Source organism: Mesorhizobium sp. WSM2561, assembly GCF_000513915.1.
GTDB lineage: Bacteria > Pseudomonadota > Alphaproteobacteria > Rhizobiales > Rhizobiaceae > Mesorhizobium > Mesorhizobium muleiense.
This window is the reverse complement of the sequence record NZ_AZUX01000016.1, coordinates 24,142-45,769: the sequence shown is the minus strand read 5'-3', so window position 1 is coordinate 45,769 and position 21,628 is coordinate 24,142. Positions and strand designations below refer to the sequence as shown.

The 21,628-nt window shown below is 64.0% G+C and carries 25 protein-coding genes and 1 tRNA gene; 15 read left to right on the top strand and 11 right to left on the bottom strand.

The features are described from left to right. Window positions 1-188: 188 nt before the first annotated feature. Entirely contained in the window at window positions 189-1,064 is an 876-nt protein-coding gene (gene gluQRS / locus M727_RS0114945; RefSeq protein ID WP_027153362.1) for a tRNA glutamyl-Q(34) synthetase GluQRS, read from the bottom strand. Window positions 1,065-1,155: 91 nt separating this feature from the next. Here gluQRS and M727_RS0114940 point away from each other — a divergent pair, with 91 nt between their 5' ends. Beyond that, window positions 1,156-1,815 (top strand): DNA-3-methyladenine glycosylase, encoded by a 660-nt coding sequence (locus tag M727_RS0114940; RefSeq protein ID WP_027153361.1) that lies wholly within the window; start codon window positions 1,156-1,158, stop codon window positions 1,813-1,815. 111 nt (window positions 1,816-1,926) lie between these two features. Beyond that, on the top strand, window positions 1,927-2,484 hold the full coding sequence (locus M727_RS0114935; RefSeq protein ID WP_023797250.1) for an HNH endonuclease: 558 nt from the start codon (window positions 1,927-1,929) through the stop codon (window positions 2,482-2,484). A gap of 218 nt (window positions 2,485-2,702) precedes the next feature. On the opposite strand, the gene M727_RS0114930 is transcribed toward M727_RS0114935, so the two are convergent. Together M727_RS0114930 and M727_RS0114925 are read right to left on the bottom strand one after the other, a co-directional pair. After that, entirely contained in the window at window positions 2,703-3,221 is a 519-nt protein-coding gene (locus tag M727_RS0114930) for a disulfide bond formation protein B (protein WP_027153360.1), read from the bottom strand. A 92-nt stretch (window positions 3,222-3,313) separates the two neighbouring features. Next, window positions 3,314-3,901, bottom strand: coding sequence for a YqaA family protein (locus M727_RS0114925; protein WP_027153359.1), 588 nt, complete (start codon window positions 3,899-3,901; stop codon window positions 3,314-3,316). Window positions 3,902-4,188: 287 nt separating this feature from the next. Between M727_RS0114925 and M727_RS0114920 the strand changes: the two genes are divergently transcribed. Then, window positions 4,189-4,273, top strand: a tRNA-Leu gene (locus M727_RS0114920). A 101-nt stretch (window positions 4,274-4,374) separates the two neighbouring features. Here the strand turns inward: M727_RS0114920 and M727_RS0114915 are convergent. From M727_RS0114915 to secA, 4 genes are all read right to left on the bottom strand, one after another. After that, a complete protein-coding gene (locus M727_RS0114915; protein ID WP_245268648.1) occupies window positions 4,375-4,941 on the bottom strand; it encodes a hypothetical protein in 567 nt (188 codons plus the stop codon). Window positions 4,942-5,523: 582 nt separating this feature from the next. Continuing rightward, entirely contained in the window at window positions 5,524-6,804 is a 1,281-nt protein-coding gene (locus M727_RS0114905) for a GNAT family N-acetyltransferase (protein ID WP_027153357.1), read from the bottom strand. Continuing rightward, window positions 6,804-8,204: a lipopolysaccharide biosynthesis protein gene (locus M727_RS0114900; RefSeq protein WP_027153356.1), complete on the bottom strand. Its 1,401-nt coding sequence runs from the start codon at window positions 8,202-8,204 to the stop codon at window positions 6,804-6,806. Before M727_RS0114900 ends, M727_RS0114905 begins: the two co-directional genes overlap by 1 nt. Before the next feature lie 375 nt (window positions 8,205-8,579). Then, on the bottom strand, window positions 8,580-11,312 hold the full coding sequence (secA, locus tag M727_RS0114895) for a preprotein translocase subunit SecA (RefSeq protein WP_027153355.1): 2,733 nt from the start codon (window positions 11,310-11,312) through the stop codon (window positions 8,580-8,582). 252 nt (window positions 11,313-11,564) lie between these two features. Here secA and M727_RS0114890 point away from each other — a divergent pair, with 252 nt between their 5' ends. Continuing rightward, the gene (locus M727_RS0114890; RefSeq protein WP_023797284.1) at window positions 11,565-12,497 is read left to right on the top strand and encodes a peptidylprolyl isomerase; all 933 of its coding nucleotides are present in this window, start codon (window positions 11,565-11,567) and stop codon (window positions 12,495-12,497) included. Between the two features lie 79 nt (window positions 12,498-12,576). Here the strand turns inward: M727_RS0114890 and M727_RS36485 are convergent, their stop codons facing one another. Then, complete coding sequence (locus M727_RS36485; RefSeq protein ID WP_051505619.1) at window positions 12,577-13,218, bottom strand: TetR/AcrR family transcriptional regulator; 642 nt, start codon at window positions 13,216-13,218, stop codon at window positions 12,577-12,579. A gap of 193 nt (window positions 13,219-13,411) precedes the next feature. Here M727_RS36485 and argJ point away from each other — a divergent pair, with 193 nt between their 5' ends. The 5 genes from argJ (at window position 13,412) to M727_RS0114860 (ending at window position 16,583) form a co-directional block, all read left to right on the top strand. After that, window positions 13,412-14,653 (top strand): bifunctional glutamate N-acetyltransferase/amino-acid acetyltransferase ArgJ, encoded by a 1,242-nt coding sequence (argJ, locus tag M727_RS0114880; protein WP_027153354.1) that lies wholly within the window; start codon window positions 13,412-13,414, stop codon window positions 14,651-14,653. Then, window positions 14,653-15,432, top strand: a complete 780-nt coding sequence (locus M727_RS0114875; RefSeq protein WP_198032642.1) for a GNAT family N-acetyltransferase — start codon at window positions 14,653-14,655, stop codon at window positions 15,430-15,432. Before argJ ends, M727_RS0114875 begins: the two co-directional genes overlap by 1 nt. Then, complete coding sequence (locus M727_RS0114870) at window positions 15,429-15,851, top strand: (deoxy)nucleoside triphosphate pyrophosphohydrolase (RefSeq protein WP_027153352.1); 423 nt, start codon at window positions 15,429-15,431, stop codon at window positions 15,849-15,851. Before M727_RS0114875 ends, M727_RS0114870 begins: the two co-directional genes overlap by 4 nt. Before the next feature lie 112 nt (window positions 15,852-15,963). Beyond that, a complete protein-coding gene (locus M727_RS0114865; protein ID WP_027153351.1) occupies window positions 15,964-16,305 on the top strand; it encodes a hypothetical protein in 342 nt (113 codons plus the stop codon). 98 nt (window positions 16,306-16,403) lie between these two features. Next, complete coding sequence (locus M727_RS0114860; RefSeq protein WP_023797290.1) at window positions 16,404-16,583, top strand: Flp family type IVb pilin; 180 nt, start codon at window positions 16,404-16,406, stop codon at window positions 16,581-16,583. Window positions 16,584-16,611: 28 nt separating this feature from the next. Here M727_RS0114860 and M727_RS0114855 read toward each other — a convergent pair whose 3' ends face one another. After that, complete coding sequence (locus M727_RS0114855; RefSeq protein ID WP_027153350.1) at window positions 16,612-17,499, bottom strand: methyltransferase domain-containing protein; 888 nt, start codon at window positions 17,497-17,499, stop codon at window positions 16,612-16,614. A 53-nt stretch (window positions 17,500-17,552) separates the two neighbouring features. On the opposite strand from M727_RS0114855, the gene M727_RS0114850 reads away from it, so the two are divergent. The 6 genes from M727_RS0114850 (at window position 17,553) to M727_RS0114825 (ending at window position 20,722) form a co-directional block, all read left to right on the top strand. Continuing rightward, window positions 17,553-18,338 (top strand): ComF family protein, encoded by a 786-nt coding sequence (locus M727_RS0114850; RefSeq protein WP_027153349.1) that lies wholly within the window; start codon window positions 17,553-17,555, stop codon window positions 18,336-18,338. 27 nt (window positions 18,339-18,365) lie between these two features. Further along, window positions 18,366-18,635: a glutaredoxin 3 gene (gene grxC / locus M727_RS0114845; protein WP_027153348.1), complete on the top strand. Its 270-nt coding sequence runs from the start codon at window positions 18,366-18,368 to the stop codon at window positions 18,633-18,635. A gap of 10 nt (window positions 18,636-18,645) precedes the next feature. Then, window positions 18,646-19,527, top strand: a complete 882-nt coding sequence (locus M727_RS0114840) for a carbon-nitrogen hydrolase family protein (RefSeq protein ID WP_027153347.1) — start codon at window positions 18,646-18,648, stop codon at window positions 19,525-19,527. Beyond that, window positions 19,524-19,949, top strand: coding sequence for a DUF1178 family protein (locus M727_RS0114835; RefSeq protein WP_027153346.1), 426 nt, complete (start codon window positions 19,524-19,526; stop codon window positions 19,947-19,949). The genes M727_RS0114840 and M727_RS0114835 overlap by 4 nt, the downstream gene beginning before the upstream one ends. A gap of 251 nt (window positions 19,950-20,200) precedes the next feature. Beyond that, a complete protein-coding gene (locus tag M727_RS36480) occupies window positions 20,201-20,428 on the top strand; it encodes a BrnT family toxin (protein ID WP_348627165.1) in 228 nt (75 codons plus the stop codon). Window positions 20,429-20,443: 15 nt separating this feature from the next. Then, a complete protein-coding gene (locus M727_RS0114825; protein WP_027153345.1) occupies window positions 20,444-20,722 on the top strand; it encodes a helix-turn-helix domain-containing protein in 279 nt (92 codons plus the stop codon). 138 nt (window positions 20,723-20,860) lie between these two features. On the opposite strand, the gene M727_RS0114820 is transcribed toward M727_RS0114825, so the two are convergent. Together M727_RS0114820 and M727_RS0114815 are read right to left on the bottom strand one after the other, a co-directional pair. Beyond that, the gene (locus M727_RS0114820; RefSeq protein WP_027153344.1) at window positions 20,861-21,118 is read right to left on the bottom strand and encodes a hypothetical protein; all 258 of its coding nucleotides are present in this window, start codon (window positions 21,116-21,118) and stop codon (window positions 20,861-20,863) included. After that, window positions 21,115-21,606, bottom strand: a complete 492-nt coding sequence (locus tag M727_RS0114815) for a MarR family transcriptional regulator (RefSeq protein WP_027153343.1) — start codon at window positions 21,604-21,606, stop codon at window positions 21,115-21,117. Before M727_RS0114815 ends, M727_RS0114820 begins: the two co-directional genes overlap by 4 nt. Window positions 21,607-21,628 lie beyond the last annotated feature (22 nt).

The following is a 21,628-nucleotide window of genomic DNA, read 5'->3' as shown; positions in this document are numbered from 1 at the left end:
CGCAGACCCTGGGATCCATTCCGTTACCTCGGAGCGTTGCTGCGGTGCAGAACCTTTGATCGCGGGGGGACAGCGCCCCCCTCTGTCCTGCCGGACATCTCCCCCACACGGGGGGAGATCGGCAGCTTCGCGGACAGCATCCTTCTTGCCAGATCGGCTCGACCTGTCAAAAACGACCGTGTCTGGGACTAAATCCCAACCAACCGCCGGACGTCTTCCGGTGATGCGCCGGCCTCGCGCAAGGCGGCAAGGCCGGTATCGGCAAAACTCTTCGACAGCTTTCGTCCGTCCGGGCCGAGGACCAGACGATGGTGGAAGTAGCCTGATTGCGGCAGGCCGAGGAGTTCCTGGAGCAGGCGCTGCACGCCGGTGGCGGAATAGAGGTCCTGGCCGCGCACCACATGGCTGACGCCTTGCAGCGCGTCGTCGACGACGACGGCGAGATGATAGCTTGTCGGGATTTCACGGCGCGCCACGATCACGTCGCCCCAGTCCTGCGGCCGGGCTTCTATCGTGCGTGTCGCGGAAAGGCTTTCATCGGAAAATTCCAGCCATGACAGACCCGAGCCGACGCGCGCCATCGCAGCATCGACGTCGAGCCGCCAGGCGAAGGGCACATTCTCGGCCATCCGTTGCTGGCGTTCCTTCATAGTCAGCGCCTTGTCGACGGCGGGATAGAGCGGCACCCCGTCCGGGTCGCGCGGCCAGTCGCGGTCGCGCCTTTCGCGGTCGGCAATGAAGGCGCGGATTTCGCCACGGCTCATGAAGGCCGGGTAGACGAGTTCCTCGCTGATCAGCCGATCGAGCACCGCCTGATAGTCCGAAAAATGCTCGGACTGACGGCGCACCGGTTGTTCCCAGCCAAGCCCGAGCCATTCCAGGTCGCGAAAAATACCGGCCTCGAATTCCGGTGTGCAGCGCGTCGTATCGATGTCCTCGATGCGCAGCAACAGCCGCCCGCCGGTTGCGCTAGCCAATTTTTGATTGAGCAGCGCCGAATAGGCATGGCCGAGATGCAGTTCGCCATTCGGGCTCGGCGCGAAGCGGAATGTCAGGAGTGTCATCGTTCGGCGGCAATCGGGTTGTGCGGCGCTTTCGCCAGTTGCTACTTTGCGCCTGATTACATCTGCCACTTTGCGCCGGGAACAAGCAGACATGCAACGCATCGCCACGCTCGACGACGTCTCGCAAGGGCTCGACGCGCTCTGCCTGCTCGACCCGCGCCTGGAAAAGGTGCGCGGCATCGCCGGCGAGGTGCCGCTTCGGCTGTCCGAGCCGGGGTTCAGAAGCCTTGCCTCGATCATCGTCTCGCAGCAGGTATCCCGCGCCAGCGCCGACGCCATCTTCGGGCGGCTGACAAAACTCGTCGATCCGCTGACGCCGCAAGCCATCCTTGCCGCTGACGAAGCCATCTTTCGCGAAGCCGGACTGTCGCGGCCGAAACAGCGCGGGCTGATCGCCGTCGCCCAGGCGGTGGTCGATGGGCTCGACCTCGATCATCTCTGTTTGCTCGACGCCGCGGAGGCGATCGCGGCGATGACCAAGGTGTCAGGCATCGGTCCGTGGACGGCGGAAGTCTATCTTCTGTTCGCCGCCGGCCACCCCGACGTCTTCCCGGCACGCGACGTTGCCCTGCAGAGCGCGGTCGGCCACGCGCTCGGCATCGACCCGCGCCCGCCCGAGAAAACGCTGATCAAGCTCGCCGAATCATGGAGCCCGTGGCGCGGTGTCGCATCACGGCTTTTTTGGGCGTATTATCGTGAAACCCGGGGCAGGGACGCCGCGCCGCCTGGCGGAATCCGTAAAAAAGCATGAAAATCATGCATTTTTAGCGCTGCGATTGATCGACAAGCCGCTTCACATCCCTGTCATGTCGGGCTTACAGTATCCGCGCCGACAGGTTTAAGAACCAAGGAGGTCAATGACGTGACGGTTGCCGTATCTCCGGATGGGCTTCCAGCACTGGTGCTGAACGCGGATTACCGTCCGCTCAGCTATTACCCCCTGTCGCTCTGGTCGTGGCAGGACGCCATCAAGGCGGTGTTCCTCGAGCGGGTCAACATCGTCGCCGAATACGAGCACGCGGTGTCGTCGCCGACCTTCTCGATGAAGCTGCCGAGCGTCGTCAGCCTGAAGGCGTATGTGAAGCCATCGCGGCATCCGGCCTTCACCCGCTTCAACGTCTTCCTGCGCGACCGTTTCCAGTGCCAGTATTGCGGCACGCCGGAGGATCTGACCTTCGACCATGTCGTTCCCCGCCATCGCGGCGGCGCAACGACGTGGGAGAATGTCGTCGCCGCCTGCTCGCCCTGCAATCTGAGGAAGGGCGGCATGATGCCGGCGCACGCCAAGATGTGGCCGCTGCAGAAACCTTTTCAGCCGACGGTGCATGATCTGCACAACAATGGCCGTCTGTTCCCGCCCAACCATCTGCATGAAAGCTGGATGGATTATCTCTACTGGGATGTCGAACTCGAACCTTGAGATCATTCGATAGTTCGGGAGGCTGGCCGTCTGAAGCGATTTTCTGCGCTTCCGGTGCTCACGTAGTTTCGTTGCCGCATGTCCTTGTCGGAAAACCGGGACCACTTTTCCGGGACATGCGGGAAGTACGCTCCGCTCCGGTTCTCGAAAATCACTTCATACGACTCAGCCTGCCGAATTCTTGAATGATCTCGCGTCGGCCCAAAGGGGTGAAGCGCTCAGTCGCGGGCAAAGGCGCCGCGGAAGGCGATGACGGCCAGGACGAAGCTGGCGATGGCGTTCCAGCCGGCCAGCGACAGGCCGAGGATACGCACAGCCGCCTTGTCGCAGGAGGGCGGGACGAATCTGTCGAGCGCATCGAGCACGCCCTTGCCGCCGGTGTCCACCGGCCCGGCAGCCGCTGCGCAGTCGGTCGGCCCCGGCCACCACGCCCATTCGACGCCGGAATGATAGACGCCGAGGTAGACGCCGTAGACCATCAGCAGGCCGCCGACGGCCAGCAGGCCGCGTGTCAGCCAGGCCGGCCAGCGCAAGGTCGTCGCAAGCGCCGCCAGCAGCATCAGCGGCACGCCGATGTAATAGGGGGTGCGTTGCTCCAGGCAGAGCTTGCAGGGGATGTAGCCGCCGAGATGCTGGAAGGCCAGCGCCGAGCCGACGGTGGCGGCCATGGCGGCGGCGAGGAACAACGCCGTCCGCATGCGCTGGCGTCCAGGGTCGGCATTCACGGTCGCTGTCATCGATCTGCCGTTCGCCTTGTTGTTGAGCATGATCTTTTCCGAAAGCCGGCGCCCACTTTTTGCTACGCTGACCTTCGGTTCGGGATCATGCTCTAAAACGCGTATTTGACGACGATATAGAGCGAAATCAGGGCAGCGGCGCCAGCGCCGGCGATCATGCCGAGGCGCTTTTCGATGAACTCGCGGATCGGTTCGCCATAGCGGCGCAGCAGCCAGGCGAGGAACAGGAAGCGGGCGCCGCGCGCCACGATCGCCAGCACGATGAACAGCAGCAAAGGCGTGCCGATGACGCCGGACAGGATCGTCACCACTTTGATCGGCGGCAGATGGGCGAGGCCGGAGGTGATCAGCATCAGCACGATGAATCCGGTGCCCGCCGAGACGCGCAGTGTCTCGAAGTCGTCATACTTGCCGTAGAATTCAAGGATCGGCCGCGCCACCGTGTCATAGGCGTAGTGGCCGATGTACCAGCCGGCTATGCCACCCAGAACGGAGGCCAGCGTGGCGACCAGCGCGTAGCGATAGGCGCGATCCGGCCGTGACAGCGCCATAGGCAGATAGAGCACATCGGCCGGCACGAGAAATACCGAGCTTTCGACGAAAGCGATGAATGCCAGCCACCATTCGGCGGATTTCTTCGCCGCCAGCGACAAGGTCCAGTCGTAAAGTCCGCGAAGCATCGGCACTCCTGATGCACATCGCCCAAAATGCGCAGCGCCTTTGGGACAACAATGCATAAAAACCAAGACCAAAAGCGCGCCAGATGAATCTCTCCAGACGCGGCGCGCTTCAATGCGCTGCCTGTCTAGAAAGATTTTTCGCGCCGCACAATGGCCGCCGCTTCACGAAATCGAAAGGCCGCGGCCGAGCGAAGGCCACATGCCCGGAATTGGCCACCCCGAATTGGCCAGTTGACGAACAGGCCTCCAACCGTATAGTCCGCGCCCATCCAGGCCGCCCGGCCTGAGCCCCTATGGCGGAATTGGTAGACGCGCTCGACTCAAAATCGAGTTCCGCAAGGAGTGCTGGTTCGATCCCGGCTAGGGGCACCATTTTCTACCCGAGACATCTTGAAAGCTCGGCGGGAGGTTATCCCAGGCGCATCTGGGATAACCCCAATTGAGGCCGGGCCATTGCGTAGACTAAGTCGCCATTACATCGGCCCCGGCACCATCTTGGTCGGCTGCTCCGGCATCGGAAACGCGTAATTGTCGCATTTCACGTCGGGGTTCGTCGGGCTGAACATTCCAAGTGGGTTGTCTTTGAACAGCCAGACGTGAAGATCGTAATGGTAGAACTCCACCGGAATAAGCGGATAATGCCCCTCCATCGGCCCCTGGAACGTCTGTCCAAACAGTTTCGGCGGCTCCTTGGTGTCGGGCGTCAGCGGAACAAGCCATTCCACGGCCACCAGGCGCAAGCCGCCGTCGACCGGCTCATAGATAAGGACATTGGGGCGCGTCGGATCTGGTGTCGGGCTGACGCTCGCGACGTTGACGAAATGAATGCCCATCGCGCCCTTCGGGTAATCCATAGCTCCAGCCACTTTTTCGCCGCTGTAATAAACGCATCCGACCGTCGACAGGTAGAGGTCGCGAATGGCGGCCTTGTAGTCTTCGTACTTCGAAAGCGATTGTTTCAGGGCATCGATCTCGACCTTGCCAGGCTCGGCGGCCTGACCCGCGGCCGCAGTCAGGCAGGCGCCGATGAGGCCGGTCAAAGCGAGAATACTGCGACGCCTGAAGTGAATTGTTTTCGTCATGCATTCCTCCCAGATTTTTGTTCTGGCCGTGCAGGACCGAGGCGGCAATGATGCTGGTTGCGCGGCCGAGATTGTCGCCGATGCTAATCCTTTCCGCTGGTTGGGAGAATTAACCCTGATGACCTAGGCCTTCGACACAGTTCTTCGACTGAGTCTGAAAGGGACTGTGGACGGTCGCTGCCGTCCGGCCTGCAGCTGCCAATTTCCAGCGCTGGTGATTAGCGTAAGCCCCTGCGCCTTCGTCATTCCCAGGCCGGAGCTAGGAGCGAAGCGACGCGGCGGCGCGGTAGACCAGGCGATGGTCCTGGATGATGCGCCGCGACCACCAGCCGGCGCTGCCCCTCTCTGCTTTCTCCCCTTGTGGGGCCCGAAGGGCAGGCGAGGCCCGTGACTCGCCCCGGGCGGTGGATTGGCGCGCAGCGCCAAGACGGTTACTGGACGGAGCGCTGTTGGGTGCCACTGGAGCACCCCCTCATCCGACCTCGCTTCGCGAGGCCACTTTCTCCCACAACAAGGGGAGAAGGGGAGCCGCACTTTGCCCTACCGCCGTCCCAGCAAGCTCTTCACCCGGTTGCGCAGCAGGCGCGCCATGTTGCGGGTTTCGCGGTAGAGGTGGATCTGCGACGCCGCCTGGCGGGCGAGGCGGTCGGCGTCCGGCGTCAGGCCGAGGACCAGCGTGCCGATCGGCCGGCGCTCCGTCCATAGCCGGCTCATCACCGGATGGTCGGGCACGGCGCAGGAATCGGTCATCATGATGTTGGGATCGTCGAGATGCTGCCTGGTCACCTCGATCATCAGCAGCGTGCCCGGCGAATAGGCGGCGAGCGTCTCGTCATAGGCCGTCTTCCAGGTGTAGGCGACGCCGGCCTCGACGAAGACGACCAGGCAAGCGATGGTGCGGTCATCGAGCGTCAGTGAATGGATGCGGCACAGGTCCCGTTCGGCCAGCCGGTGCACGGCCTCGCGGGCAAAGGCGGCGCGGTAGCGGTCGATGGCCATGGCGGTGCGCTCGCGGCCTTTCCAGCCGGCGGCCTCGAGCGTCAAAAAACGCTCGATGGCGTGGCGGATGTTTTCCGGTCCGCGCGCCACCTGATGCTCCAGCCTGCCCAGGTCGGCGAGGCGGCGCTTCAGGCGGCGGAACTCGCGATAATGGTGCGAGCGAAGCGAGGCCTTCAGATACTCATCCCCGTCTAACTCGCTTTCGAGCATCGGGCGTTCGGCCTTGCCGGTGGTGACCAGCGTCAGGCCACGCGTCTCGGCGACGGTGGCCAGCAGGCTGGCCACCGGGCCGTCGAGCCGGATGTCGGGCAGCACGAAGACTTTTGGCAGTTTGAGATGCGGCCGCGACAGCATCGCGAAAAAATCCTCGATGACGCCGACGGGATCGTCGCGGTCGACCAGCGGCGTGCCGATCGGCCCGAACGGGCTCGACCATGTGCGCATCACCCGCACGCCGAGCGGCGTCGCCGGCCGCTCCACCGAGAACGGCACCAGCAAGCGCAGCCGGTTGCGGTATTCGTCGCCGTCGCGGATGACCGCCAGCCGCACCTCGCGGTCTTCCAGTCGCGGCATGGCGGGTGCCAGGAAGCGCGGGTTGAAGAACACGTTGGTCTCGATCGTGCGGGCGCAGAGATAGTCGAGTTCCTCGACCAGGTCGAAGCCGGCGGAGGCGGCGTAAATTGCCAGTTTGCGCTGGGGCCGGCCGGTGGCCAACAATTCGATATGGGCGGGATCGGCTTCGCGGGCGAGCCCGGCGAGGCCCGACACCAGGGCGCCGGCCGGGCCGCCGCTGGTTTCCTCGAGCAACGGGATGGCAGCCATCACGCGGCTCCTTTGGCGGCTACGAAAATGACCATGACGATGCCGAGCCTGCGCCAGACCGTGAAGGACAGCGCGCCGGCCTCGAAGATCATCGCGAAGGCGGTGGCCATCGCCGCGCCCCACAGGCCGAAAAGCGGGATCAGCACCAGATTTAGGCCGATGTTGAGGGCCAGCGTCATGGCGTAGACGGCGGCGCAGATATTCTGGTTGCCGCTCATGGTGAGCAGGCTTTCGCAGGGGCCGACGGCGGCGCGGGCGACGACGCCGAAGACCAGCAGGAACAACAGCGGGTAGCCGGCAACGAATTCAGGCCCGAACAAGCTCAGCATCGGCTCGCCCAGCACCAGCACCAGCAGCGCCATCAACAGCGATGGCCAGAACGTCCACGACACGGTTTCGCGGGCGAAGGCGGCGAGCTTTTCGGGCTCGCCATGGGTGAATTGCGCGTAGCGCTGGGCAACGCCCGCCTTGACCGCAAAATAGACGAAATGCACCAGCGCCAGCGTCTTGACCGTGGCGAAATAGACGGCGACGTCGTTAGGATTCATATAGGCGCCGACCATCAGCACGTCGGCATTGGTGAGCAGGAAGAAGAAGCCTTCGACCAGGAAGATCGGCAGCGACACGAGGAACCATTGCGCGAAATGCAGCTTCCTCGGCCCGGCTGGGATTTTTTTGCCGATGCGCGCAGTGATGCCGATGAGCTGGCCGAGCGTGGTGGCATAGGTGGCGGCGATCGAGGCGAAGATCGCCGTCCTGGCATCGGGCGCAAAGCCGACCAGAAGCATCAGCACCATCAGCGCCAGGATCAGCACCGGCCGCACCAGATAAGTCGGCGCCAGCGCAAACAGCGCCCACGAGTTGGCCCGCGCCAGCCCCTGCAACAGGTCGGACATGGCGATCATCGGCATGCAGATGAGGCCGAGAATGAATGGCACGACATAGTAGTTCTCGATAAAGGGCGAGAGCAGCCAGACGCCGAGCGCTCCCAGCCCGGCGATCGCCGTCGAGACAACCATCACGAACAGGCGGCTGGTCAGCACGATGCCGCGCAGTTCGGCCAGCATGTTGCGCTCGCGATATTCGGGAATGAACCGGATGATCGAGGTGTGGAAGCCGAGGCAGGCGAGGTTGCCGACGATGACCATCGTCACCCAGACAACGACAAAAATGCCGTATTCGAACGAGCCCATCCAGCGCGCCATCAGCACTTGGCTGACGAAGGCGATGACGGCGCTGACGATGCGGATGGAAAAGGCGATCAGCGACATGCGGCTGGCTTCGCCGCGCTCGTCGGCGGTGAACAGCACGGCATCGATGCGGCCAAGCAGCGGCTTTGCGCGCAGCGCAAGGCGCTGCGGCAGAAACCGCCCGGCTGTCGTCGCCGCGGAAAAGCGCACCCTGATCACACTCCGTTTTCGGCTTCTTTTCGGGTCTGGGTGTAGTCAAAACACATTAGAAACGGTTGGGTGGGAGGTGGGAGTGCTCCCTTCTCCCGTTCACGGGGAGAAGGTGCCGGCAGGCGGATGAGGGGCGGCGCCGGCTTTGTGCCATGTTCACCGTTCGCGGCAGAACGCGACGAAACGACGGGCCAGCTGATGGAAAGAAATAAGAGCTGAAGGCCCATTTCCGGTGTCGGCGGGACAGCGCCCCCTCTAGCCAGCCGGCCATCCCCCCACGGGTGGGGAGATTGGCTAATCGTGGGCGTTGGCGTCGCCCCTCATCCGCCCTTCGGGCACCTTCTCCCCGTGAACGGGGAGATGGGAAGTGGGTGCTTACGCGAACGCCCCGTGGCAATGCTTGTACTTTTTCCCTGACCCGCACGGGCAGGCCTCGTTGCGGCCGACCTTGCCCCAAGTGGCGGGGTTTTGCGGGTCGCGGTTTTCGGGGGCGACGGTGGCGTGGGTCTCCTGGCGAACCAGAAGACCGGTCTCGCCGCCGTCAAAATCGTCCTCGCCGGTGGTGCCGTCGAGATGACTGCCGAACATGTCGGGCGCCTCGGGCGGCGGCGCTTCGGCGGCCTGGCGGACCAGCTCGACGCGCATCAATTGCGCGGTGACGGCCTGGCGCAGATTGCCCAGCATTGCCTGGAACAGCTCGAACGCCTCGCCCTTGTATTCCTGCAGCGGGTCGCGCTGGGCGTAGCCGCGGAAGCCGACGACCGAGCGCAGGTGGTCGAGGTTGACGATGTGCTCGCGCCACAGATGGTCGAGCGTCTGCAGGACCACGGAGCGCTCGACATAGGCCATCACGTCAGGGCCGAAGCGCTCTGCACGCTCCTTGGCAGCGGTCTCGGCGGCCTGGCTGATGCGCTCGCGGATGTCGTCCTCGGCAATGCCCTCTTCCTTGACCCAGTCCTCGATGGGCAGGTCGAGATTGAGGAATTCGGCGACCTCGGCCTTGAGGCCGGCGACGTTCCACTGCTCGGCATAGGCGTTTTCGGGAATAGCCTTGGCGACGACCTCCTCGATGACGCCCTCGCGCATTTCGGCGATGGTCTCGGACAGGCCTTCACCGTCCATCAGCTCGAGGCGCTGCTCGAACACCACCTTGCGCTGGTCGTTCGAGACGTCGTCATATTTCAGCAGGTTCTTGCGGATGTCGAAATTGCGCGCCTCGACCTTCTTCTGCGCCTTTTCCAGCGCCTTGTTGATCCAGGGGTGGATGATCGCCTCGTCTTCCTTGAGGCCAAGCTTCTGCAGCATGCCGTCCATGCGCTCGGAGCCGAAGATGCGCATCAGATCGTCCTGCAGCGACAGGAAGAATTTTGAGCGCCCGGGATCGCCCTGGCGGCCCGAGCGGCCGCGCAACTGGTTGTCGATGCGGCGCGACTCGTGGCGCTCGGTGGCGAGCACGTAGAGGCCGCCGGCGGCGAGCGCCTTCTCCTTCAGCCGGGCGACATCGTCGCGGATTGCCTTTTCCCTGGCGTCGCGCTCGGGGCCGGCCGGCATGTCGCCAAGCTCCTCGGCGATGCGCATGTCGGCATTGCCGCCGAGCTGGATGTCGGTGCCGCGGCCGGCCATGTTGGTGGCAATGGTGATGGCGCCGGGTTTTCCCGCCTGGGCGACGATCGCCGCCTCACGCTCATGGTGGCGGGCGTTCAGCACCTCGAATTCGGCAAAACCTTCCTTGCGCAGGCGTGCGGCCAGCAGCTCGGATTTCTCGATCGAGGTGGTGCCGACCAAAGTAGGCTGGCCTTTTTCGCGGGCTTCCTTGATCTCCCTGACGATCGCCTTGTACTTCTCCTCGACGGTCCGGTAGACCTCGTCGTCCTCGTCAATACGGATGACCGGCAGATTGGTCGGGATCTCGGTGACGTCGAGATTGTAGATGTTGGCGAATTCCTCGGCCTCGGTCAGCGCCGTGCCGGTCATGCCGGCGAGCTTCTTGTAGAGGCGGAAATAGTTCTGGAAGGTGACGGAGGCGAGCGTCTGGTTCTCCGGCTGGATCGCCACATGCTCCTTGGCCTCGAGCGCCTGGTGCAGGCCTTCCGAATAGCGGCGGCCCGGCATCATGCGGCCGGTGAATTCGTCGATGATGACGATCTCGCCGTTGCGCACGATGTAGTCCTTGTCCTTCTGGAACAGCTGGTGCGCCTTGAGCGCATTGTTGACGTGGTGGACGATGGCGACGTTCTCGACGTCGTAGAGCGACTCGCCCTTGAGCAGGCCGGCGTCGCGCAAAAGGTTTTCCAGCTTCTCGGTGCCATCCTCGGTAAAGATCGAGGTCTTCTGCTTCTCGTCGATCTCATAGTCGGCCGGCTCGAGCTTCAGCATGAAGGCGTCGATGGTATTGTACATTTCCGAGCGGTCCTCGAGCGGACCGGAAATGATCAGCGGCGTGCGCGCCTCGTCGACCAGGATGGAATCGACCTCGTCGACGATCGCGTAGCTGTGGCCGCGCTGCACCATCTGGGCGCGCTCGTATTTCATATTGTCGCGCAGATAGTCGAAGCCGAGCTCGTTGTTGGTGGCGTAGGTGACGTCGGCGGCGTAGGCGGCATGGCGTTCCTCGTCGGACAGGCCATGGACGATGACGCCGACGGTAAGGCCGAGGAATTTGTAGACGCGGCCCATCCATTCGGAGTCGCGTGTGGCAAGATAGTCGTTGACGGTGACGACATGGACGCCTTTGCCGGCGAGCGCGTTGAGATAGACGGGCAGCGTGGCGACCAGCGTCTTGCCCTCGCCGGTGCGCATCTCGGCGATGCCGCCATTATGCAGCACCATGCCGCCGATCAGCTGCACGTCGAACGGGCGCATGCCGAGCACGCGGCGCGCCGCCTCGCGCACGGTGGCGAAGGCCGGCACCAGGAGATCGTCGAGACTGGCGCCGTTGGCGACGTCCTGGCGGAATTTTTCCGTGCGGGCCGTCAGTTCGGCATCGGAGAGCGCCCGCATCTCGTTTTCCATGGCGTTGATCGCTTCGACGCGCGGTCGGGTCGACTTGACCCGGCGATCGTTGGAGGAGCCGAAAACCTTACGGGCGAGACCGCCAAAACTGACCATTCAATGGTCCTTTCGATAGCATTCCAAGTCGTTGCGACGGGTGCCGGCCGGCCCCATCAAATCCACGTGAAACGTGGACAAACGCAAAAAGCGCCCGGAAAACGGTTCTGGACGCAAAGTCGTTGGACAGATAAGAGGGGGCTCAATCGATGTCAACGGCGCGCTGGCCCTGACGACCGTGCCAAGTTCCGCCACAATCCGGCTGGTCTGGAAGCCATCCCGCCCTAGCTATCCCCCATTGGAGTTAATTGTATGTCCTTATTGTTCCGCCGCGCGTCGCTCGCCAGCCTGGGCCTGGCATTCGGGCTGACGGCGCTGTCGCTGTCGCCAGCGATGGCGCAGGACACCGCTCCCGCCCAACCAGCCCCCGCCCAGCCGGGCGCACCCGCCCAGCCGGCCGCGCCGGTCGATCCGAACGCCGTGGTCGCCACGATCAACGGCCAGTCGCTGACCGAGGCAGATCTTGCGCTTGCCGAAGGCGAGCTGTCGCAGCAGTTCGCGCAGATGCCGCCCGAACAGCGCCGCGCCGCAGCCCTTTCGGCAGCAATCGAAATCAAGGTCATGGCCGCCCAGGCGGTCACCACCGGCCTCGACAAGGATCCCGACTTCCAGCGCCGCATGGCGTTCCTGCAGCAGCGCGCCCTGCATGGCGAAATGGTCGAGAAGGATGTCGTCGGCAAGATCACCGATGCCGAGGTTCGCGCCCGCTACGACCAGGAAATCGCCAACACGCCGCCGGCCAACGAGGTCCATGCCCGTCACATCCTCGTGAAGACGAAGGAAGAGGCCGATGCGATCATCAAGCAGCTCGATGGCGGCGCCGATTTCCAGAAACTCGCCAACGAGCACACCAGCGATCCGAGCGGCAAGACCAGCGGCGGCGATCTCGGCTGGTTCGGACCCGGTCAGATGGTGCCGGAATTCGACAAGGCGGTGTTCGCGCTGGCGGTCGGCAAGTACACCGAGCAGCCGGTGCAGTCGCAGTTCGGCTGGCACGTCATCCAGGTCGAGGACAAGCGCGCCAAGCAGCCGCCGGCCTTCGACCAGGTCAAGGATCAGGCCCGTCAGGCAGTCATCCGCGACAAATACATCGCGCTGGTCAAGTCGCTGCGCGCCCAGGCCAAGGTCGAGATCCCGGACGAGAAGCTGAAGAAGACGGTCGACGCGCTGGAAAACACCAAGTAGGCGAGGGCGAGGCTAGGGCAGTCGGTTCTTCCCTTCTCCCACAACAAGGGGAGAAGGGAAGCGCGGCGCCGAGATCGCCCTATCCTACGATGCGTCGACGCCTTGAACGCTGCCGGATCGCCGGCGGCGAGTTCCCCGGTGGAGCTATGCCCTTCAACAGATAGCCAACCGCCTTGCGCAGCGTCGTTTCGTCTTCGTCGAGGCGATTGGTCAAAAGATGCGTCCAGGCAAACGAGGCGACCAGGTCGGCGACGAGCGTGGAATCGACGTCGGCCGCGACTTCGCCTCTTGCCTTGGCGCGTTCGATCATCTGGCCGGAATGGGCATGGCGTCCTTTGGTGTATTCGGCAAGGACGGCGGCCACGGTCGCGTCCGACTGCGCCTCGGCGATCAGCGATCTGAAGATGCTGCCTGACGATGTTTCGCGCCAGTGCGAGAACAGGCTTTTGAGGAAGCCGACGAGATCGTCCTCGAGGTTGCCAGTATCGGGATAATCGACGCGCTTTAGCCGCTGATAGACGTCGAACAGCAAGGCGGCCTTGCTCGGCCACCAGCGATAGATTGTCGGCTTTCCCGCACGCGCCCGCCGCGCCACCGCTTCGATCGAGAAGCCGGAATAACCGGCCTCGACCAGAACTGCCTCGGCGGCGTCGAGAATGGCGTCGGCGCTGTCGGGGTTGCGCCGCGCGCCGATCGACCTGCGCCCCCGATCCAGCCCCATCCTGTTTTCCTTCGATGCTTTTCGTCGGCAGATCGTACACGCTCTCTCGACGAAACGAAACGGTCCGTTTCGCGCAACTGAACGTTTCGTTTCGAGGAGAAAGGGCATGTGCCCAACATCAAACGCCCTTGCACCGGCGCCCGCTATCGGGCAAACCTGCGTTCCCGTTGCGTTTTTCCCGCCCGAGGTCTTCATGTCAGCCACGATTTCGCCGCTCGCGCCGAAGAAATATCCCAACATGCCTGACATCGAGGGCGCCCGCATCGCCACAGCCGAGGCCGGGATAAAGTACAAGAACCGCACCGACCTGCTGACCATGGTCTTCGATGCCGGCACCACGGTCGCCGGCGTGTTCACCAAGTCGAAATGTCCGTCGGCGCCGGTCGATTTCTGCCGGCAGAATCTCGGGCAGGGCAAGGCGCGCGTTCTGGTCGTCAATTCCGGCAACGCCAATGCCTTCACCGGCAGCAAGGGCCGAGCCTCCACGGCAATGACCGGCGAGGCTGCGGCCAAGGCTGCGGGCTGCACGCCGGACGAGGTGTTTCTGGCCTCGACCGGCGTCATCGGCGAGCCGCTCGATGCCGGCAAGTTCAGCCATCTGCTCGCCGGACTGGTGAGGGACGGCAGGCCGGACCTGTGGACCGAAGCCGCCAAGGCGATCATGACCACCGACACCTATCCGAAACTGGCGACCGCGACGGTAAAACTCGGCGACGCCGACGTCACCATCAACGGCATTGCCAAGGGCGCCGGCATGATCGCGCCCGACATGGCGACGATGCTCTCCTTCATCGCTACCGACGCGCCGATCGCAGCCCCCGTGCTGCAGGATCTTTTGTCGCGCGGCACCGCCAAGACCTTCAATGCGGTCACCGTCGACAGCGACACCTCGACCAGCGACACGCTGCTGATGTTCGCCACCGGCACGGCCGCCCGGCGCGGCGCGCCTGATATCACGAATGCCGGCGATGCGCGCCTCGGCGCCTTCCGCCGCGCGCTCGGCAAGGTGCTGAAAGCGCTGGCACTGCAAGTGGTGCGCGATGGCGAGGGCGCGCGAAAACAGGTCGAGGTCACCGTCACCGGCGCGAAATCGGCCCGCTCGGCCAAGCGCATCGCGCTGTCGATCGCCAATTCGCCGCTGGTCAAGACGGCGGTCGCCGGCGAAGACGCCAATTGGGGCCGCGTCGTCATGGCCGTCGGCAAGGCCGGCGAACCGGCCGACCGCGACCTGCTGTCGATCTGGTTCGGCGACATCAGGCTGGCGCATCAGGGCGAGCGCGACGCCGCCTACTCCGAGGAGGCGACGTCGGCCTACATGAAGCGCGACGAGATCCGCATCCGTGCCGATATCGGCATCGGCCGCGGCAAGGCGACGGTGTGGACTTGCGACCTCACCAAGGAGTATGTCGCCATCAACGGCGATTATCGGAGTTGATGGCGTTGGTTTCCAGACATCCGGCAAGCGTGCTTGCCATCGTGCGCCGCTACGAGGCGGCCGGCTTTCGCGCCTGGCCGGCGGCGGCCGTGCATTATGACGGCACCTGGGTGGTGCGGCTGACGGCGGGCCATCCGGCCAAGCGGCTGAATTCGGTCAACCCGCTCGATCCGGGCGACATCCAGCACATTGCCGATCGCATCGGCCGCGCCAGCCGCCGTTTCGACGCCTATGGCCGGCCACTGACCTTCCGCATATCGCCGCTGTCGGGGCCGATCCTTGCCAAACATCTCGACAGCGAGGGCTGGAGCACATTCGACGAATCGCTGGTGATGCGGCTGCCGCTGGCGGACGCGCAGCTCGACGCCGCCATGGACCAGATCCCGCTGAAGGACATCAGCCGCTTCATTGGCGCGGCGCTCAAGGTAAGCGGCTCGGATGTGTCGCTGCGGCCGGGCCTGTCGGAGATCATCGGCGCCATCCAGCCGGAAGCCGGGCTGTTCGCGCTCGAAGACGGCACCGAACCGCTGGTGACGCTGATCTGCGTCCATGACGGCGATCTTGCCGGGCTGTTCGAGATCGCCACCGACAGATCGGTGCGCAACCAGGGCCATGGCCGCCACCTCATCCTGTCGGCGCTGAAATGGGCACGGCTGCGCGGCGCCCGGGAAGCCTGGCTGCAGGTCGAGGCCGACAACGCGCCGGCGCTGGCGCTCTATCATTCGCTCGGGTTCGATGAAGTCTATCGTTACCATTATCGCCGGCCGCCCGGCGCATGACCGGCCCGCACCCTGTCGGCAAGCGCCTGCTCCTGGTCGCAGCCTGCGCGCTGGTCGATACCGACGGCCGCGTGCTTCTGGCGCAGCGCCCCGAAGGCAAGCAACTGGCCGGCCTGTGGGAGTTTCCGGGCGGCAAGGTCGAGCCCGGCGAGACGCCGGAAGAATGCCTCATCCGCGAATTGTACGAGGAGATCGGCATCGAAACCGATATTCCCTGCCTGGCGCCGTTCACCTTCGCCAGCCATTCCTACGATGATTTTCACCTGCTGATGCCGCTGTTCGTCTGCCGTCGCTTCAGCGGCATCGCGCAGCCGAAGGAGGGGCAGGTGCTGAAATGGGTGCGGCCGCGCCAGATGCGCGATTTTCCGATGCCGCCGGCCGACGCGCCGCTGATCCAATTCCTCATCGATCTTCTGTGATTTTGCCCTCCGAGACCTAGACAACGTTAATGGAAGATTTATCTGGCCGTGAAAAAATGACGGCAGAAATCGAAGGAAGGTCGTGTCAAGGCCTTCGCCGGAGGGCGGTTGCATGAGCCTCGACAGGGACTGGGATTCGATCCGACCCGACCGCAGCTTTAGGGCTGCCGGCATGGGAATATTGCGGATCACGCTTTTGTTCGGCTCGGCCGCGGTGGCGCTGGCCCTGATCGCCACGCCCTTGCTCGACAACCGGACGCGATCAGCCCGCGACGATTTTGCCGGCGGCCTCGACAGGATGAGCACAGGGTCGATTGAAAGCACGGGTTCGATTGGAAGCACGGGCTCGACCGGCCGTCGTGATACCTACACGCTGCGCAGGAGCGTGCTGCAGCCGCTGCCCACTTCGATCTGCGTGATACGCGACAATGGCCAGCGCAGCGGCGACTGCTGACACCGGCCAAAGCGGTGCTTTCATCGCCTGTTAAGCCTGTGTCATTAACCTTTCTTAACAGGTCCGCGCTAGGGTTCCGGCAAGCGGGATCGACGGCCATGAAAACATTGCTGCAACGATTTTGGGAAGACAAGACCGGCGCGACGGCTGTCGAATATGGGCTGATCGTGGCCGTGCTGTCGCTTACCATCGTAGGCGGCGTCGGCAAGGTCGCCGACGCAATCACGTGGCTGTTCAGCGACAATGCCAGCAAGCTTGTGAAGGCTTTCGCGCAGTAACCGACCAGCCGCGTCCATAATAAACCGGTCAGCGCCGGCCGGGATTTTCCAGGATTGTCTTCAGCGACAGTTTTGCCGAGCCCGGCTTCAGCGGTTTTTGCTGCGAGGCGTCGGGCGCCCAGCCTGACATCCAGACGATCGGAAAACTCGCCCTGACGCGGCCATCGGCATCCGAAAATCGTTCGGCATAGATTTCGGCGGCGCGGGCAAACAGCTTTCGTGTGGCCGGTCGCCTGCTGCGGTCAATGAGCGCGCTGGTCTCGCCCATCGCCCGCAGGTCCGCCATCAGGCCGAACAGGGAATCGTAGCGCACCGTCACCGTCTCGACGTCGGCGACGGGCAAGGCCAGACCGGCGCGTTGCAAAAGCGCGCCGGCGTCGCGCACGTCGGTGAACGGGATGACGCGCGGGCTGGCGCCGCCATAAAACTCGGTCTCGGCGGCGAGCAGGCATTCGCGCAGCTCGGAAAGCGTGCCGGCGCCGGCAAAAGCGCCGAGGAAAAGACCGTCCGGCTTCAGAGCGCGGCGGATCTGCACCAGCATGCCGGGAATGTCGTTCATTGCCTGAAGCGACAAAAGCGACACCGCGAGGTCGAGGCTTTCCGGCTCGAACGGCACGGTCTCCAGCGGCGCCACCAGTCCCGCGGCATCGCCCCCCGCTCCATCGCCCAGGAACGCCGCATCCGCCTCGACGCGCACGATGTCCGCCACCTTGCCGCTTGTCGCAAGCACGTCGACCGCCGCCGGCGTCTGGCAAAACAGGACGGCCGCCCTGTCGAATTTGCGTTCCACCGCGCCCAGCCGGTCGGCGAGTTCCTCGGCGGCCCGCCGCATCAGGAAGTCCGCGCCGGCAGCCGGGTTGGCGAGCGCCCGGCGCTTGTGCGCCAGCCAGAGAGAGGTGTCGACTATAGGTTGCAACTGACAGTTCCTGGTTTCCGCACTCTGATATAGGGTGGCGGAGAAAGAACCACGTGGCCGATCCAATGCCGGATATCAAGAGTATCGCTCGAAAGGCGTTGGACTGGCCGGCGCACATCCTGTTTCCGCCGGTTTGCGCCGGCTGCCGACGGCATGTCTCGCAGCCCGGCGTGCTGTGCGGCGCCTGCTGGCCGAAACTCAGGCTTCTGGAGCGGCCATGGTGCCCGGTGATGGGCACGCCGTTCACCCATCACATGGGCGAGGGGTTCCTGTCGGCCGAGGCGATCGCCGACCCGCCGCCCTTCGAGCGGGCACGGGCCGCGGTCGCTTACTCAGGTGTCGCCCGCCAGATGGTGCAAGGGCTGAAATACCAGGATCGCACCGATCTGGCGCCGTGGATGGCTCGCTGGATGCTGCGCGCCGGTGCCGAACTGATCGCTGAAGCCGATGTGGTCGTGCCGGTGCCGCTGCACTGGCGGCGCTTTTTCAGGCGCCAGTTCAACCAATCGGCGGAACTGGCAAGGGCGGTATCGCAGCTTGGCGGCCTGCCTTTCGCGCCCTCCGCGGTCAGGCGCGTCAAACTCACCCGCCAGCAGGTCGGGCTGGAGCGACGGGAACGCGAGGAAAATGTGCGTGCCGCCTTCAGAGTGCCGGAGGAGGCCGAGATCGAGATCGCCGGCCGCCGGGTGCTCCTGATCGACGATGTCTATACCACCGGCGCCACTGTCCGCGCCGTCGCCAAGGCGCTGAAGAAGGGCGGTGCCGGGACGGTCGACGTGCTGACCTTTGCGCGCGTGCTGCCGGGGGACTTTCGGGCCGACGAGTCCGCGACTATATAGATTGGGAAAAGGCAGGATTGCTGACCGATGGTCGACGTGACGATCTATACACGGATGATGTGCGGCTATTGCGTGGCGGCCAAGCGGCTGCTCGAGCGCAAGGGTGTCGCCTACACCGAGCACGACGCCTCCTTCTCGCCGGAACTGCGCCGGGAAATGATTTCCCGCGCGAATGGCCGCTCGACCTTTCCGCAGATATTCATCGGCGACACGCATGTCGGCGGCTGTGACGATCTCCATGAACTGGAGGCAGAGGGCCGGCTGGACCGTCTGCTCGCCAATGGCTCGACGAATTGAGGACAAGACGATGGGTGCTTTCAAGGCGGCGGCGATCCAGATGCGTTCGGGCACCAGCCCCGAGCGCAACGCGGTCGATCTGGAGCGGCTGGTGCGCGAGGCCGCGGGCCAGGGTGCGACCTATATCCAGTCGCCGGAAATGACCGGTGCGCTGGTCCGCGACAGCCAGGCGCGGGCCGCCTCGTTCACGTCCGAGGACAAGGACATCATCGTCTCGACCTCGCGCAAGCTGGCGAAAGAACTTGGCGTCTTCCTGCATATCGGCTCGACCGCTATCCTGCGCGCCGACGGCAAGCTCGCCAACCGCGCGCTTCTGTTCGGGCCGGACGGCGCCACGAGTGCCGCCTACGACAAGATCCACATGTTCGACGTCGATCTCGACAATGGCGAGAGCTGGCGCGAATCCGCCGCCTACGAGCCAGGCACCGAGGCCGTCGTCACCGAGATCAGCGGCGCCGGGATCGATGGGGCGAAGCTGGGTTTCGCCGTCTGCTACGATTTGCGCTTTCCGCAGCTGTTCCGCGCCGAGGCGATGGCCGGCGCCGACCTGCTTTCGGTGCCCGCCGCCTTCACCCGCCAGACCGGCGAGGCGCACTGGCATGTGCTGCTACGGGCGCGCGCCATCGAGAACGGCGCCTATGTCATTGCCGCGGCGCAAGGCGGCCTGCACGAGGACGGCCGCGAGACCTATGGCCATTCGCTGATCGTCGATCCGTGGGGCCGCATCGTCGCCGAGGCGGCGCATGACAAGCCCGCGGTGATCGTTGCCGAGATCGACCCGGCGCAGTCGGCCGCCGCCCGCAAGAAGATCCCGAACCTGAAGAATTCACGCGACTTCGCCGTGAACGCCACTTCGGTCGAGGCGCAAAGTCTCAGGGGTGCGGCGTCTTGATTCGGTTTTCACTGATCTGCGAGCACGAGCATGAATTCGAAGGCTGGTTTCGTAGCAACGACGATTTCGATACCCAGAAGAAGCGTGGCTTCGTCGATTGCCCGACCTGCGGCTCGCACAAAATAGAGAAGGCGTTGATGGCGCCGGCCGTCTCCACCGGGCGCAGCCAAGAAAAGATCGCGCTCGCCATGGGCGAGGCCCAGAAGCAGGCGTTGGCGCAATTGAAGGCGATGGCCGAGAAGGTGCGCGAGAACGCCGACTATGTCGGCGACAAGTTTGCCGAGGAGGCGCGCAAGATCCATTTCGGCGAGAGCGATCCGCGCGGCATCTATGGCGAGGCGACGCTGGAGGAGGCCAAGAGCCTGGTGGAGGACGGCGTCGAATTCATGCCGGTGCCGGCATTCCCGGAGGATCGTAACTGATAGACTGGTGTGACGGTTGGTACCGGGACGGGATTCCGCTTCGACCCGTTGCGGTCCTTGGACCATGTCGCACAACGGATTATGCGAATGTTGCAAAAATCGGGCGCGAAACTGTCGCCTTAATCGGGATTTTCGCGACAGTCGCAAAATCCGCATAGCTGCCGTTCTGTCGCAGAGCTCCTAAAACCGATGTCAGCCCACGAGCGGATAAGGGTTGCATCCAATACGGGAATCCCGTATAGTTGAGCCTCATGACGGAAGACAGGTTCGACCCCGCCAAGGATGCGGTCAACCGCGAAAAGCACAAGCTGCCGCTGGCCTTTGGCGATCGGATTTTTGCGGACGACAACCACCTGATTATCCCCTCGATCCGCGAGATCGACGGCGAGGAACGGTTCAAGGTGGTCGGTTTCGTCGGGGGAAGCTGTTCACCGGCGTTTTCGTCTGGCGGGGCGACTTGCCTCGCTTCATCTCAGTGAGAAGGAGCAACAAGGGTGAAGAAAGAGCACATCACGCTGCCTGCTGACCCGACCGATGCCGAAGATTTCGACGTGACGGCCGAAGCACTGGACCGGGGCCAGCGCGCCCGCCTGATCCGCAGGACGAGGACTGGGCTTGGCCTGTCGCAAGCCGAGTTCGCCAGCCGCTTCCGGGTCCCGGTCGGCACGCTGCGCGACTGGGAGCAGGCGCGGGCGACCGCGCCGGATTTCGCCATCGCCTATGTGCGGGTGATCGGCCAGCATCCGGACATGGTGGCAAAGGCTGTCGCATAGTTGGCGTTGCCCGTATGCGACTTCGCCGTGAACGCCACTTCGGTCGAGGCGCAAAGTCTCAGGATGCGGCGTCTTGATTCGCTTTCATCGAGCCTCCAGCCGCTAGTCTCAAACGTTGCGATTTGCCACGAAACGGAATTACCGGGAGCACGCAAGTCTTTCCTGGATCGCAGGATGGCGCGCTTTCCGTTCAAGTTCTTCAAGCTCCGATCGGCACCGCGTTTTAGAAGAGTTCGATCGAGGCGGCGTCAATGTCATCGGGCGCTGCGATGTGAAGAACCGTCTGCCCGCCTTGTCCTGTGCGTTGATATCGATGCCCAGCGACAACAGGAGGTCGAGGATCGCGACCTCCTGCGGAAACGTCGCACGGATCGGCACCAACCGCCAGATATTCACCCCCGGCTGACGCTCCCTATCAACTTCTCAAGCAGGCCAGCGAGTGTGTCCTGTTCGGCGCGCGTCAGGCCGGAAAGTATCTCGTGTTCGTTGGCGACGTGAGCGGCGACAGCCTCATCGACCAACGCCAGACCTTTATCGGTCAGTTGCACGACAACCCCGCGCCGGTCGTTGGGATGCGGCCCGCGTTTGATCAATCCGGTTTTCTCAAGCCGGTCGAGCCGGTTGGTCATGGCGCCCGACGTCACCATCGTCGCCTCATAGAGGGCGGTGGGCGTCAGCGCGTAAGGTGATCCGGAACGGCGCAGCGTCGCCATCACATCGAATTCCCCAGATTGCAGCCCGAAACGCGCAAACAGCGGAGCGAGGCGTTCTCGCGCTATCAGCGACGAGGCTTCGTTCAACCGTCCGAGCACGGCCATCGGCGAGACATCCAGGTCCGGCCGTTGTCTTTTCCACTGCTCGATCGCTTTCGCTGCGCGATCCATCTATCTCACCATTAAATATCTT

Excerpts from the sequence above, each read along its gene's own strand:
- gluQRS (WP_027153362.1), bottom strand. The coding sequence starts at position 1,064 with ATGACACTCCTGACATTCCGCTTCGCGCCGAGCCCGAATGGCGAACTG.
- M727_RS0114940 (WP_027153361.1), top strand. The coding sequence starts at position 1,156 with ATGCAACGCATCGCCACGCTCGACGACGTCTCGCAAGGGCTCGACGCG.
- M727_RS0114930 (WP_027153360.1), bottom strand. The coding sequence starts at position 3,221 with ATGACAGCGACCGTGAATGCCGACCCTGGACGCCAGCGCATGCGGACG.
- M727_RS0114925 (WP_027153359.1), bottom strand. The coding sequence starts at position 3,901 with ATGCTTCGCGGACTTTACGACTGGACCTTGTCGCTGGCGGCGAAGAAA.
- M727_RS0114905 (WP_027153357.1), bottom strand. The coding sequence starts at position 6,804 with ATGGCTGCCATCCCGTTGCTCGAGGAAACCAGCGGCGGCCCGGCCGGC.
- secA (WP_027153355.1), bottom strand. The coding sequence starts at position 11,312 with ATGGTCAGTTTTGGCGGTCTCGCCCGTAAGGTTTTCGGCTCCTCCAAC.
- M727_RS0114890 (WP_023797284.1), top strand. The coding sequence starts at position 11,565 with ATGTCCTTATTGTTCCGCCGCGCGTCGCTCGCCAGCCTGGGCCTGGCA.
- M727_RS36485 (WP_051505619.1), bottom strand. The coding sequence starts at position 13,218 with ATGGGGCTGGATCGGGGGCGCAGGTCGATCGGCGCGCGGCGCAACCCC.
- argJ (WP_027153354.1), top strand. The coding sequence starts at position 13,412 with ATGTCAGCCACGATTTCGCCGCTCGCGCCGAAGAAATATCCCAACATG.
- M727_RS0114875 (WP_198032642.1), top strand. The coding sequence starts at position 14,653 with ATGGCGTTGGTTTCCAGACATCCGGCAAGCGTGCTTGCCATCGTGCGC.
- M727_RS0114870 (WP_027153352.1), top strand. The coding sequence starts at position 15,429 with ATGACCGGCCCGCACCCTGTCGGCAAGCGCCTGCTCCTGGTCGCAGCC.
- M727_RS0114865 (WP_027153351.1), top strand. The coding sequence starts at position 15,964 with ATGAGCCTCGACAGGGACTGGGATTCGATCCGACCCGACCGCAGCTTT.
- M727_RS0114860 (WP_023797290.1), top strand. The coding sequence starts at position 16,404 with ATGAAAACATTGCTGCAACGATTTTGGGAAGACAAGACCGGCGCGACG.
- grxC (WP_027153348.1), top strand. The coding sequence starts at position 18,366 with ATGGTCGACGTGACGATCTATACACGGATGATGTGCGGCTATTGCGTG.
- M727_RS0114840 (WP_027153347.1), top strand. The coding sequence starts at position 18,646 with ATGGGTGCTTTCAAGGCGGCGGCGATCCAGATGCGTTCGGGCACCAGC.
- M727_RS36480 (WP_348627165.1), top strand. The coding sequence starts at position 20,201 with ATGACGGAAGACAGGTTCGACCCCGCCAAGGATGCGGTCAACCGCGAA.
- M727_RS0114815 (WP_027153343.1), bottom strand. The coding sequence starts at position 21,606 with ATGGATCGCGCAGCGAAAGCGATCGAGCAGTGGAAAAGACAACGGCCG.